We start from the raw sequence: 12,411 nt of genomic DNA on the forward strand, positions 1-12,411 counted from the left end.
AAATCGTCTCTGAATGCTAAATCCATCTGAATGCTTACCGCAAATCGTCTCTGAATGCTTACAGCAAATTGTCTCAGGCTATACCGAATACAAGATTATTGCAGAGCAGGAACAGACTAAGCGCTGTGAAATCGAAGCTTGGGAAAAAGAAACAATAGCCAATATTAATGCCCAGCGCGACGTGCTAATGGCATACCTTGACCGTTCGTTTAATGAACGTGCAGAAAACTTTCGCGCTTTGTTCGGTGTCGTCGATCTAGCAATTACAACAGGCAATAACGAGCAATTAGCTCTAGCCTTGAACTCAATTACGGAAATAGCAAAGTCAAGCCCTTTTAAAGATATTGCCAACTTAGCTTCTGTCAAAGCAGCACTAAACGATCCAAACCATGAATGGTCGTTTTGATCGGGAGCATCCCAATGCTTGTAAAAAGGGCGAAAAGAATTCGCATTTATACAGACTAAACCCGACCGAAGCGGGTTTCAAAAGTTTCGCGTTGCTCGTACCAAAGGACGTTTGTGTAGCGTTTGTCGCCTTTTTGTAGCATTTTGAAGTATAGCTATCGCCAGTAGTTGTACAGCGACTTTTTATTTGACGTGGAGACATATTAGTGTCGTTAAAGAGTCAAAGCTTAGCCTGACTTGCTTTTTCGGCTCAATCTAAATTGGCAACGCTGATAGTCAAATGCTAGCTCATTGAGTAATTTTTCTGTGTAATCCTGCAATCGGGAAAGTTTTGCTCAGTGACACGAAATTGTCTCGACATCATTTAATTTGGCAGTGTACACAAACAGTCGTTTGTAAGGCAAAATCTTTTAGTCCCAATTGGAACCAAAACATAAAAAATACCCTGACTTTAAAAGCCAGGGTACCGGGTAGCATCGAAAATTAATCACAGTGAGTAAAATCAAACAATTACCTCTAATAATCTAACAATTACCTCTAATGAAGCTTTATTTGTATTTCTCTTCGACCCTAGCACTCATTGTCCTTTCCTCTTGCAGTTTACCGGGGATTCCACAGAAGCCACAATCTAATATGAATCAGGTGACTCAACCCCAACTTAGGGTGGTAACGTTGGATGAAAATAGTAAGATAGCGATGGGGCAAACTATCTATGTCCCTATCTATTCTCATATTTATTACGAAAACCAGAAGGAAGTTTTATATTTATCAGCCACTCTTAGTATTCGCAATACGGATTTGAGCAATCCCATCATTGTCACTTCAGTCCGCTACTATGATACAGAAGGAAAATTAATCAAGCACTATTTAGAGCGCCCTGTGGAACTTGGTTCTCTAGCTTCTACAGATTTTGTTGTAGCGAGAACTGACACCACTGGGGGGTTAGGAGCTAACTTTATTGTTGAGTGGATAGCTAAAAAGAAAGTTTCTGAGCCTGTCGTTGAAGCCGTTATGATTAGTGCTGCATCCAACCAAGGAATTTCTTTTGTCAGTCCTGGTAGAGTTATTAAAAGTCATAACAATAAGTAATTTGTATCAGTAGCTTTTTTTTGACACAAGGTTCATCGTCATGAAGATGGAATCGACCTAATCACGTCAATCATTAATAAATTTCGGTTTAATAGCTCCTTGCCGCCTGAGTTGAAACCATTCTGGAAACTCAGGAAATCTTTGCTCATCAATCACCTCTTCAACGTTGATGTACAGTGCCAAATTAAATTGCGTCGAGACAATTTCGTGTCACTGAGCAAAACTTTCCCGATTGCAGGATTACAGAGAAAGATTACTCAACGATCTAGCATTTGACCATCAGCATTGCCAATTTAGATTGAGCGGAAAAAGCAAGTCAGGTTTAGCTTTGCCTCTTTAACGACACTAATCCGATCTGTCTCCACGTCCAATAAAAAGTCACTATACAGCCTGTAAAAAGGGCGAAGAGAATTCGCATCTATACAGACTAAACCCGACCGAAGCGGGTTTCAAAAGTCTCGCGTTGCACGTACAAAAGGACGTTTGTGTAGCGTTTGTCGCCTCTATGTAGTATTTTGAAGTATATTGTATTCACCCAAAGGTGATGAGATGTACTGGTATAACGGCAACCTGATTGAGTCGGGAACCCTGGAGTTAGCGATTGACGATCCGGGGTTGCTTTATGGAGCGAAGGTGTTTACAACGCTGCGGGTTTATGAGCAGTCGTTGGAGAGTCCGCTGACTAACTGGAAGGGACATTGCGATCGCCTCTGTTGCAGCGTGCAAACGTTTGACTGGCAGCAGCCAGACTGGGAAAAATTACGACAACAAGCAGAAGCGTTAATCCCCCACTTCCCCGTTCTCAGAATTACCCTATTTCCCGATGGGCGAGAGTGGATTAGCGGGCGGTTTTTCCCGGATGATTTGACAGACAGACAAAAATATGGTGTTAAAAGTTGGTTAGCGGCAGAGCCGTTATTTTGCCGCTCAATTCCCGAACATAAAACGGGGAACTACCTGCCTGCTTGGCTGGCATTGGGAAAAGCTCAGCAGATGGGAGCGACAGAAGCAATTTTGGTCGATGATAAGGGAAATTGGTTAGAAACCAGTACGGGCAATCTTTGGGGATGGCGGGATGGTAAGTGGTGGACGCCGCCTCTAGATGCTGGAATTTTGCCGGGAATCGCGCGATCGCAACTGATCAACTGGCTGGCAAGTCAGAATCTAACCTCTGGGCAAGTACCTTGGGATGCTGACTTTGTGAAAGGATTGTCAGTTCTTGCTTATAGTAATTGCGTGGTGCAAGTCGTTCCGATCCATACCGTTCTTTGCCAAGAAGGTACTTTGACTTTTGACCCGTTACACAGCAGCCTAGAGCAATTGCAGAGCTTATTTCAGCGCTACCAAACCCATCAAGCTTCCCCCTGAGCGTAAAAAGCTCGACGACTGAAGTCGCGACTCCACAAACGAACCCTGTCTTTACAGGCTAGGAGACAAAGCCTGCGTAGGCAGGCTTTGTCTGTGTAGTCCCACCCTTCTAGGGTGGGGGACTATGTTGTGTAGCCCCATTTCTAGGGTGTGGGAGTAGATTGTTCCGGCTAGGATGGTTGTTTTTGTGGCGACGGTTACGATGAAGATAGATGACGTTGTTGAAGGTTTCTATGAACCAACCGTGTCAAGGAATTCTGAGACGGGTTAACATAAGTTAATACAAATAAAAATTCAAAGCGTCCCCATATCCTAGAGCTTAGGAGGAAACTCGGTGAACAAACGGTGGAGAAATGCAGGGCTGTATGCGCTGCTAGCAATAGTTGTAATCGCCTTAGGAACAGCATTTTTAGACAAACAACCCCAAAGTCGGGAAACCTGGAAATACAGCAAGCTGATTCAGGAAGTTCAAGACGGTCGGATTGAAAGAGTTGGTCTTAGTGCCGACCGCACTAAGGCGCTTGTTACAGCACAAGACGGCAGCAAGATTGTCGTTAACCTGCCTAATGACCCAGACCTGATTAGCATTCTGTCCACCAAGGGTGTAGACATTTCAGTTTTGCCCCAGAGCGATGACAGCTTCTGGTTCCGCGCCTTGAGCAGTCTCTTCTTCCCCGTTCTGCTTCTGGTTGGATTATTCTTTTTGCTACGCCGCGCTCAGAGTGGCCCAGGCTCTCAAGCGATGAACTTTGGCAAATCCAAAGCCAGAGTCCAAATGGAGCCACAAACCCAAGTAACTTTTGGGGATGTCGCTGGCATTGACCAAGCCAAGCTAGAGCTGAATGAAGTCGTTGACTTCCTCAAGAACGCCGACCGCTTCACCGCCATTGGAGCAAAAATTCCCAAAGGCGTGCTGCTAGTTGGACCTCCGGGAACGGGTAAAACGCTGCTCGCTCGTGCAGTTGCTGGGGAAGCAGGCGTGCCTTTCTTCTCTATCTCTGGTTCTGAGTTTGTAGAAATGTTCGTCGGTGTCGGTGCCTCTCGCGTGCGCGACCTGTTTGAACAAGCCAAGGCAAATGCTCCCTGTATCGTATTTATCGATGAAATTGATGCCGTGGGGCGTCAGCGGGGTGCAGGTTTAGGCGGCGGTAACGATGAGCGGGAGCAAACCCTCAACCAGTTGCTGACCGAGATGGACGGTTTCGAGGGCAACACGGGAATTATTATCATCGCTGCTACGAACCGCCCAGATGTACTTGATGCAGCACTGCTGCGTCCGGGTCGCTTTGACCGTCAGGTGGTCGTGGATCGTCCCGATTATGCCGGTCGCTTGGAGATTCTCAACGTTCACGCCCGTGGCAAAACGCTGGCGAAGGATGTGGATCTGGAGAAGATCGCTCGTCGTACCCCTGGTTTCACGGGTGCTGACCTCTCCAATTTGCTGAACGAAGCAGCGATTCTGGCGGCTCGTCGCAACCTGACCGAAATCTCGATGGATGAAATCAATGATGCCATCGACCGGGTGCTAGCTGGCCCAGAGAAGAAAGACCGGGTGATGAGCGAGAAGCGCAAAACCTTGGTGGCTTACCACGAAGCGGGTCACGCTCTCGTCGGTGCCTTGATGCCAGATTATGACCCGGTGCAAAAGATCAGCATCATCCCTCGCGGTCGTGCGGGTGGTTTGACTTGGTTTACACCGAGTGAAGACCGGATGGATTCTGGTCTGTACAGCCGCTCTTATCTGCAAAATCAGATGGCAGTCGCCTTGGGCGGTCGGCTTGCTGAAGAAATCATCTTCGGTGAAGAAGAAGTAACAACGGGTGCCTCGAATGACTTGCAGCAGGTGGCTCGTGTGGCGCGTCAAATGGTGATGCGGTTTGGCATGAGCGATCGCTTGGGACAAGTTGCTTTAGGTCGTCAGCAAGGAAATATGTTCTTGGGACGCGACATTGCCGCCGAGCGGGATTTCTCGGAAGCAACTGCGGCGACGATTGATGATGAAGTCCACAATTTGGTGGATCAAGCTTACCATCGTGCCAAAGCAGTGCTGGTGAATAACCGCCACATCCTGGATCAATTGGCTCAAATGCTCATAGAAAAGGAAACGGTAGACGCTGAGGAACTGCAAGAGGTTCTGGCGAATAACGATGTGAAGATGGCAGCGATCGCATAATTCGCTAATTGCTCATTGAGCATTAAAAAAATTGGGGCAGTTCTAGGATATTTTCTAGAACAGCCCCGATTTTTTTGTTTGCAAAGACGCTTTGGTTGCAAACAAAGATCGGCACCGCTTCACAGTTCCAGCAGCAGCGCGGCATAGATACCTGCACCCAGAGCGAAAGCCCAAAAGCGGCTATCGCGATCTTCCGGGAGTTCTTCCTTCAGCACGTTCAGGACGACTCCTCCGGCGAGGAAGGCAAACAAGACAGCGATCGCTGCCTCGTGAATTTCGGTTCCGCTGCCAATGACCCATCCCACGATAATCGCTGCCGCCAGTATCCAGCGCCCCTTCTTGTGATAGGCATCCTTATGGTGTTCGCGCAAGCCGTTGTCGTTGACCATGAAATGCAAAGCCATTGCGAAGAAAAACAGAAAAAGACTTTGAAAACCCGGTTCCTCCGGGTGGATTAACAGGTAGCCGATCAAAGCATTGTAAACGGCGAATGAAGCGATGTGCGGCCAGAAGACCCCAGCTTCTGTAACATCTCCATTTCCCGCCTTTTGGTTGCGCTGGCGCGACAGTGTAGCAGCTCGCTCCAGTCCATAAAACACGCTGACGCCTATGAGTGCCACCAGGTAAACGTGGTGTTCCAGAAAGGCAAACCCCCCGTCCAACGTCTCCTTAACTGTCTCCTGTGCCTGACTCAGTTCCGGGAGGATATGGACGAAAATGTAGGCGACAGATACGCCACTCCCGATAGAAAGCCAGATACTGCGAGGGGTGGCATCCAGAAAGCGCAGCTTACCGGAGTAGAGATGTACCAGAGCCAACGCGACTGCAAGGATTGCAGACAGGAAGCGTACATCAGGATTGAATACCGAAGACTCTGCAACTGCCAACAGCATCTTAGTTGAGAAGAGGGAATATTTTTTAGAATGAATATCTTGACTAAAAAGACACGCCACTCGTCAATAGCGGCTCTGAAATCAGTGCCCTTGCTCTTTAGCTTGATAGGATTTGGGCACTAAGGCGTCCTCCCCTTAGCCGATTTTTCTGATTCTTCAAGTTTTAAACAAGTTGATTGACCGATAAATTTTCATCTTTAGGCAAGGGATCGGTTCTCTCTCTAGGTGGGCGTATAACCAGAGCCAGTAGAGGTAGTGTTCTGGTGTGGGGTATCAGCTCCTTTTTGCAACATGAGACAGATATGCAAACTCACTCAGACACCCACTCACCTTCCCCAACTAAACAAAAAATCTCCAATATTTTTCGTCTGGTAGGCTGGATTGCCTTCTGGGTCGAATTAGGATTGGCAGTTGCTTCTGGCATCGCTTTATTATTTGCTATCTCTGGTCGTAACTTTGCCAATGAAGCAAATCCTGCCCTAGGAGTCGGTATATTTTGGGCAATTTGTGGACTTTTCGCACTGTTATTCGGTGTCTTCTTAGCTTTCCGCTACACTCGCATCGCTAAAGGTTTAGCAAATCCTAATTCGGCTGTGCATCCCTCCAAAGCCGATACCGTTCAAGTCCTGCGACTAGCGTTAATTACAGGTTTGGTGGGGATTTTGTTATGTCTGTTGGGTGGTGGAGCGAGTATGGGAGTCTTACTAGCAAAATCTGTATCCCAACCTCCAGGTGTGGCAATCACCGACCCCTACAAAATCATTCGAGCGCTTGATGTTTTTGTGGTGTTAGCGAATTTTAATGGGATTGCCGGTCACTTTGTAAATGTTGTCACTGCTCTAGGGCTGCTCAAGTGGGTGCATAATCAGTAAGAATTTCCCCCACCTCTGGGTCTTTGGTTTATTGCTGATGACTAATGACTCATGGCTTACAACTCATTAAAAATTTTTAACGGCGGCGCTTTGGCGATACTGATTGATCTTCGACAGTTGATTTTGGATGGACTCGCTCTTGTAGCGCCCACACGCTTACCAGTGCTGCCGTTAAAGCTCCAATGGTGTCCATAATCAGATCCACGATGGTGTCATCAAGGTCATTGATCACTTGCACCACCCATTCAAATATCTCCCAAAGAGCGCCGATGGCGATTCCGAAGCTAGAGATCGTTAAGATATACAGCAGTCGGTGGTAGCGGAACGGAGTCAGCATTGACTCATACACGAGAAAACTCAGCGCCAGCGTTACGGAAAAGGTTGTAAAGGCATGAGCAATTTCATCGTAGGGTCCCGGTGGGTAAAATAAACCCCAAACCCAGCCACCCGCATTGATCAAGGCTGCGATAACAAACAGAAAATCAAACAACGTTGGCAGTTGATTTTCGAGGGTCACAAACAGAAACGAAGCAGCCAGGAAGCAGGCGAGTGTAAATGAACCCACCCAGTTCCGGTGATACAATTCAACGGCGATCGCGATCGCGAGTAAAAACTGTCCAACCCAAGCGGCGATTCTATACCCTCGCCAATTGCTACTCAGCATTGCTTTTTCCTCATAAATGGGTCATGGGTAAAGAGAGTTTGCAGTATTGAGTTTTGAGTTAGAAGAAAGTTTTTTAATTCAAGACTTAAAACTTTTCCCCAATTAGTCATTACTAACAAACTATAAACGAAGCAATTAATTCAATTTCATATCATGCTTCTGGTTTCTGACGGGAAAGCGCCTGAATCTCAGCCCGCAATGCAACGATTTCTTCATGCAACGCGGCGATAGATTTAGCACCTGCTACTTCTGCTTGTTCGTCTTCCGCATCGCGTCCGACAAAGAAGGTGGCGAGGGTTGCCGTTACATAGCCAAACACTGCAAAAGCATATAACGATAGGATCAAGCAGAGTACCCGACCTTCTGGAGTCTGAGGCCAGTATTCCGACCCCATCGTTGTCATAATCATTGCTGTCCACCACAGTGCAGCACCGTAGTCATTCAGTCCGCGCCCATCAGGGGTATTGCTTTCAAAAGCATACATCCCTGCGGCTCCCACCAGCGTCACCACCAGCGTCAGCGCGATGATGTAGCCAAAACCACGACGACTCATGCTGGCTCGGAGCGATCGCATACCGCGATTCAGAGAACTGATGACACGTACCAGTCGCAGTCCCCGGCTGGCTCTCAGTAAGCGAAACACGCGGGTAATTCGGAAGACGCGCAACGCTGGCAACAGCAAGGAGAGAGCTGTGAGCCAGTTTTGCTTGAGATAGACAAATTTGTGAGGAGCCAGAACCAATCGTAAGGCGAAGTCTAGGATAAAGACGATCCAGATGACGTTGCTGATGATTGCCAGCAGGGGATTTAAGCCCCAGATCAGTTCGACGACCAATAATGCCAGCCACCCGAAGCCGAGCAATAGCATCGGTGTTTCTAGCCAGTCTTCCAACTGTTGCAGAAACTCACCTTGTTCTTTTTTGAGTTCCCGTTTTTCAGATGGACTCAGATTGCTCATAAGATTTTTAATGACTCCTACAGCAGTTTTGAAAGCGCTTGCCGTAAAGCTGAGCCAAGGGTACAGCGGTCAGACTGTGGGCAAATATCCAGGTGCATAGAAAACCCCAGCAGAGATTAGTAGAAAAGTAGTGAAATATGCCTCTAGCTAGAGAGCGAACTTCCATACTGTGCGAGATGGTACAAGGGACGCAGACTTAATATAGCCAGCCGCAATGCGCCAACTACTTGTACAGGTTCCCCGTGGGTATGGGAAAACAGTTCTGGATATCGCCCAAACTTGTGACGGAGCGAATCTTTCCCTGTTTGAAGCGACTGGAGCTGATGAATCGTTAGACGTGGTCATCGTTCACGTGCCGAATGGAAAGGTTGAGGAACTACTCGAACAGTTGCAATCGGTGCCAAAATTGAACGTCACGCTGCTTCCGCGTGGAGTCATCGCCTTGCAGCCACCGCCTTTTAAAGCAGCGCAGCAGGTGACAGATGTGCAGGCACGCAGTCCCATCGAAATTTTCCTTTCAGGGCTGCAAAGCGTTGGCTCGTGGAAAGGGTTTCTGGGATATGCCGCGGCGGCGGGTGTGGTGGTCTGGATCGGCTTGTTCACCAATACTAGCTATCTTCTCGTCGCTGCCATGCTGATTGCACCGTTTGCGGGGCCAGCGATGAATACAGCGATCGCTACGGCACGCGGCGATGGAGAACTTCTCGGACGGAGCCTTTTACGATACTTTTCAGCCCTGGCGGTAACAATCCTAGTCACTGGGGCACTCACCTTGATTCTGCGGCAGGAAGTGGTGACATCCTCCATGAACACAACCAGTACGGTTTCGGCAGTAGCCGTGCTGCTGCCACTGGTCGCAGGTGCGGCAGGCGCTCTGAATCTTGTCCAATCGGAAAGAAGTAGCCTTGTGTCTGGGGCAGCGGTGGGAATGCTGGTTGCCGCTTCACTGGCACCGCCTGCCGGAATGGTGGGGATGGCAAGCGCAATGGGTCGCTGGGATATGGCTGTAAACGGCGTCTTTGTGCTGTTGCTACAACTGGTTGGGATTAATCTATCCGCCTCCCTGATGTTCCGCGCCTATGGTCTGTCTGCTCAAGGTGCCCGTTATAACCGTGGCAAGCGCTGGATATTTCCATCTGCTTTTGCAGCGACTGCTGTAGCGCTCTTGGGCTTGCTGACTTGGCAGTTTTCCTCCTCCCCGGAACTTCAGCGCGGCAGCCGCGAACAGCGTGCCGTTGCCCAAATCCAGAAGGTGGTGAATGATAGCGGTTTGGCGAAACTGGTGGAAGCCAATGTTCGGTTCACCCCCTCGAATATCAAAGGTCAGAATACGTTGTTGGGTACCATTTATGTTCAGCGTCAGGCGGGTGTTACTGAGTCTTCGGAAGAGATTCGCTCTCGCATGACTCGCGCAATTCAAAGGCAATTACTTGGCAAAGGGTTTAACGTCACACCTTTAATTGATGTCAGCGTTCTGGAAGCGCCGCAATCGGAAAGTTAAGTTATTTTCAAGCTAAATTTCAAGCTAAATATGAGCAGCGTCATTTAAAACTCCTTTAGCGCTTTCACCGCTGCCAAATATCGCTCCTCAATATCCTTTCGGTCTAATTCCTCCGATACTTCCTCACAGCTACTGCGCTCGATCATTTGGGCATGACGTAGCAGCGCCGCCCGGTCTTTCTGGTTGCGGGTGTGGGTGGCGATGAGAGCGATCGCTTTGAGTAATCGAATTTTCACTGCTACATCCGATTTGCTGTACTGTCGAATCTGGTTAAAGGCAGCGTCAACTAACTCTGCAAACGTCACCGGATTTGCGATCGCTCGCAGGTTGTTGTCTTTGTCGTAGCGGTAGGGCGAGGGGAAATCTTTCTCCGCCAGACGGCAAAGTGCAGCGGTCATCTGGTTAATACACTGGATCGCCGTAAACGGATCGTTGATGCCAGGAGAAAGGGCGCGAGCGGCAATTTCAACTAACTGATCGATGGGAAATTCTACATCCTGTTGTTCGGTGCGTTGTTCGCCAAAAATAAATGCTTGGTTGAACTGCTGGGTGAGTTTTTTATTCACCCGTTCCCCAGGCCAAATCATCACCAGTTCGCTTCCTTCCACAATAAACTTGCCGGGGCGATATTTCAGACGCAGGAGGAGGTTTTTTGAGGTAGCGATCTTCATTAACAGCTCGTCATCAATTGCTTGAAGATAACCGCTTTCTTTCGCCAACATAGGAGCAGCTTCCTTCTCAAACCCGGCAGGGATTTCCGCCACCGACCGTTGCTTTGGTACTGATTTACCCTGCCCGATCTTCTGCGGAAACAAGCGATCGATGGCATTGTCCAACTCTCTGCCAACGTCTCTGATGATATGGGATGCCTGCATCGAGGTTGAGACATGATGGATAAAGTAGATCAGGACGCCAATACTGGCGAGCGCTAGCACCATGCCAATCGTGACGGAGATTTGCGGCACAAATACGTTGTAGTCATCTCCCCGCACGGTTCGCAGTACCAGCAAGCAGTAGATGAATGTACCGATAAACGTGCCCAGGACGACTTGATTGCCCGTATCCTGCATGAAGTTCCGCATCAGTCGCGGGCCGAATTGTGAGGAAGCGAGAGTAAGGGCAACAATTGTAATCGAGAAGGCAGTACCAGCAACGGTAATCATCGAACCAGCAACAGATGAAAGCAGCGTTCTCGCCCCATCTGGCCCGCCGGTGTAGATCCAGCCCAACGACTCTATGGGGCCAGATTTGGCTGCTCGATCGAGGCTTAACATTCCGAATGCCAACGCGATCGCGCTGAGCGCCATCAGGGTTGGCACAAACCAGTAGCTAGAGTGGAGCGAGTCCCACAGTTTGCCCAGCTTGATGTTTTTCATCAATTATTTTTCATCAATTATCGTCGGCAGTATGAGGGCGATCGGGGTTCTCGTCTCTATGGCTGCCATTTCCATCTCTTTGGGCACGCATTTCTGCTAGCTTCCGGAGGGAACCGCCGATACTGCGGGGTTTTGGCACTTCTTGTTTCCCCGCAGGCCATCCTTCACGCTGACGAGTGCGATCGCCATCTGTCTCTTCGGTTTGGTCGTGGAACAGGATTTGCTGCGTTGGGAAGGGCATATCAATGCCGTTAGCCGTGAGCTTATTCTTAATGGCAGCGAGAACTTGATCCTGCTTATCGAGAATATCTGCACGTCGCGGCGGCTGTACCCACCAACGGGCGCGGATATTCACCGTACTGTCAGCTAGATCCACTACAAGGGCGTCGGGAGCTGGATCTTCCAAAACACCATCGACGCTAGCGATCGCTTCCAGAATCAGTTGTTTTGCCCGGTCAATATCGTCGCCGTAACCAATACCCACATCGTACTGAAGGCGGCGGTTCTCGAAAGCAGTGTTCACAGTTACCGAGTTTGTAAACAGCTCAGAATTTGGAATCACGATGCGACGACCATCATAGGTTCTAATCGTCGTGGCTCGCGTCTGGATATTTTCAACCGTTCCTTCAAAGTCTTTAAATACGATTTGGTCATCGATCTGGAATGGCTCGGTCAACAGAATTAAAATACCAGCCAGAAAATTCTGGAGAATATCGCGGAACGCGAAACCAATTGCGACCCCACTAATCCCTAGCAGTTGAATTAAATCTCCGGCTTGAAATGTCGGGATAACGATGGATAATGCTACAAATAGACCAATTAAAATAATAATTCCCTGCGACAAACGACCTAACACCAGACCCAGATTCCGAGCTTGTCGATGCCTTCTGGTAAGCCGTCTGACCGTCGCCTTAATCGCTCTTGCTGCAAAAAAAAATAGTGTGAAGACGATTAGTGCTAATACAATATTGGGCAGCATGACAATCAGGCCATCGATCATTGCCTGAATTTTCCCCCATGCTGTTGATACCGATGTTTGAAAATTCATTCCTATTTTCCGCTTACAAAATGTTGTTGATTTTAATTAAAAATTCATAATTTTGACTCTGTCT

At 48.5% G+C, this 12,411-nt stretch carries 11 protein-coding genes; 6 read left to right on the forward strand and 5 right to left on the reverse strand.

The window, feature by feature from the left end:
- Window positions 1–13 precede the first annotated feature (13 nt).
- The 4 genes from NDA03_RS19380 (at window position 14) to ftsH3 (ending at window position 5,035) form a co-directional block, all read left to right on the forward strand.
- A complete protein-coding gene (locus tag NDA03_RS19380) occupies window positions 14–406 on the forward strand; it encodes a hypothetical protein (RefSeq protein ID WP_348238883.1) in 393 nt (130 codons plus the stop codon).
- Window positions 407–945: 539 nt separating this feature from the next.
- A complete protein-coding gene (locus NDA03_RS19385) occupies window positions 946–1,494 on the forward strand; it encodes a DUF3124 domain-containing protein (protein WP_348238884.1) in 549 nt (182 codons plus the stop codon).
- A gap of 549 nt (window positions 1,495–2,043) precedes the next feature.
- Window positions 2,044–2,862, forward strand: coding sequence for an aminotransferase class IV (locus NDA03_RS19390; protein ID WP_348238885.1), 819 nt, complete (start codon window positions 2,044–2,046; stop codon window positions 2,860–2,862).
- 334 nt (window positions 2,863–3,196) lie between these two features.
- Entirely contained in the window at window positions 3,197–5,035 is a 1,839-nt protein-coding gene (gene ftsH3, locus NDA03_RS19395; RefSeq protein ID WP_190412024.1) for an ATP-dependent zinc metalloprotease FtsH3, read from the forward strand.
- A 119-nt stretch (window positions 5,036–5,154) separates the two neighbouring features.
- Here the strand turns inward: ftsH3 and NDA03_RS19400 are convergent, their stop codons facing one another.
- The gene (locus tag NDA03_RS19400) at window positions 5,155–5,928 is read right to left on the reverse strand and encodes a hypothetical protein (protein ID WP_190817394.1); all 774 of its coding nucleotides are present in this window, start codon (window positions 5,926–5,928) and stop codon (window positions 5,155–5,157) included.
- A gap of 302 nt (window positions 5,929–6,230) precedes the next feature.
- On the opposite strand from NDA03_RS19400, the gene NDA03_RS19405 reads away from it, so the two are divergent.
- Window positions 6,231–6,800, forward strand: a complete 570-nt coding sequence (locus NDA03_RS19405) for a DUF3611 family protein (protein WP_190412026.1) — start codon at window positions 6,231–6,233, stop codon at window positions 6,798–6,800.
- Window positions 6,801–6,876: 76 nt separating this feature from the next.
- Here NDA03_RS19405 and NDA03_RS19410 read toward each other — a convergent pair whose 3' ends face one another.
- A complete protein-coding gene (locus NDA03_RS19410; RefSeq protein ID WP_190429030.1) occupies window positions 6,877–7,464 on the reverse strand; it encodes a hypothetical protein in 588 nt (195 codons plus the stop codon).
- Window positions 7,465–7,615: 151 nt separating this feature from the next.
- Entirely contained in the window at window positions 7,616–8,422 is an 807-nt protein-coding gene (locus NDA03_RS19415; RefSeq protein ID WP_348238886.1) for an ion transporter, read from the reverse strand.
- Between the two features lie 214 nt (window positions 8,423–8,636).
- Here NDA03_RS19415 and NDA03_RS19420 point away from each other — a divergent pair, with 214 nt between their 5' ends.
- A complete protein-coding gene (locus NDA03_RS19420) occupies window positions 8,637–9,923 on the forward strand; it encodes a DUF389 domain-containing protein (RefSeq protein WP_348238887.1) in 1,287 nt (428 codons plus the stop codon).
- A gap of 44 nt (window positions 9,924–9,967) precedes the next feature.
- Here NDA03_RS19420 and NDA03_RS19425 read toward each other — a convergent pair whose 3' ends face one another.
- Window positions 9,968–11,299 (reverse strand): DUF2254 domain-containing protein, encoded by a 1,332-nt coding sequence (locus NDA03_RS19425; RefSeq protein WP_348238888.1) that lies wholly within the window; start codon window positions 11,297–11,299, stop codon window positions 9,968–9,970.
- Window positions 11,300–11,312: 13 nt separating this feature from the next.
- Window positions 11,313–12,347, reverse strand: coding sequence for a mechanosensitive ion channel family protein (locus NDA03_RS19430; protein ID WP_348238889.1), 1,035 nt, complete (start codon window positions 12,345–12,347; stop codon window positions 11,313–11,315).
- Window positions 12,348–12,411 lie beyond the last annotated feature (64 nt).

It is taken from the genome of Trichocoleus sp. Lan (assembly GCF_039961855.1).
Taxonomy (GTDB): domain Bacteria; phylum Cyanobacteriota; class Cyanobacteriia; order Cyanobacteriales; family FACHB-T130; genus FACHB-T130.

What these genes read in the sequence shown, in the direction of transcription:
- NDA03_RS19410 (WP_190429030.1), bottom strand. Translation starts at nt 7,464, where the DNA reads ATGCTGAGTAGCAATTGGCGAGGGTATAGAATCGCCGCTTGGGTTGGA.
- NDA03_RS19385 (WP_348238884.1), top strand. Translation starts at nt 946, where the DNA reads ATGAAGCTTTATTTGTATTTCTCTTCGACCCTAGCACTCATTGTCCTT.
- NDA03_RS19390 (WP_348238885.1), top strand. Translation starts at nt 2,044, where the DNA reads ATGTACTGGTATAACGGCAACCTGATTGAGTCGGGAACCCTGGAGTTA.
- NDA03_RS19430 (WP_348238889.1), bottom strand. Translation starts at nt 12,347, where the DNA reads ATGAATTTTCAAACATCGGTATCAACAGCATGGGGGAAAATTCAGGCA.
- NDA03_RS19415 (WP_348238886.1), bottom strand. Translation starts at nt 8,422, where the DNA reads ATGAGCAATCTGAGTCCATCTGAAAAACGGGAACTCAAAAAAGAACAA.
- NDA03_RS19405 (WP_190412026.1), top strand. Translation starts at nt 6,231, where the DNA reads ATGCAAACTCACTCAGACACCCACTCACCTTCCCCAACTAAACAAAAA.
- NDA03_RS19400 (WP_190817394.1), bottom strand. Translation starts at nt 5,928, where the DNA reads ATGCTGTTGGCAGTTGCAGAGTCTTCGGTATTCAATCCTGATGTACGC.
- NDA03_RS19420 (WP_348238887.1), top strand. Translation starts at nt 8,637, where the DNA reads ATGCGCCAACTACTTGTACAGGTTCCCCGTGGGTATGGGAAAACAGTT.
- NDA03_RS19425 (WP_348238888.1), bottom strand. Translation starts at nt 11,299, where the DNA reads ATGAAAAACATCAAGCTGGGCAAACTGTGGGACTCGCTCCACTCTAGC.
- NDA03_RS19380 (WP_348238883.1), top strand. Translation starts at nt 14, where the DNA reads ATGCTAAATCCATCTGAATGCTTACCGCAAATCGTCTCTGAATGCTTA.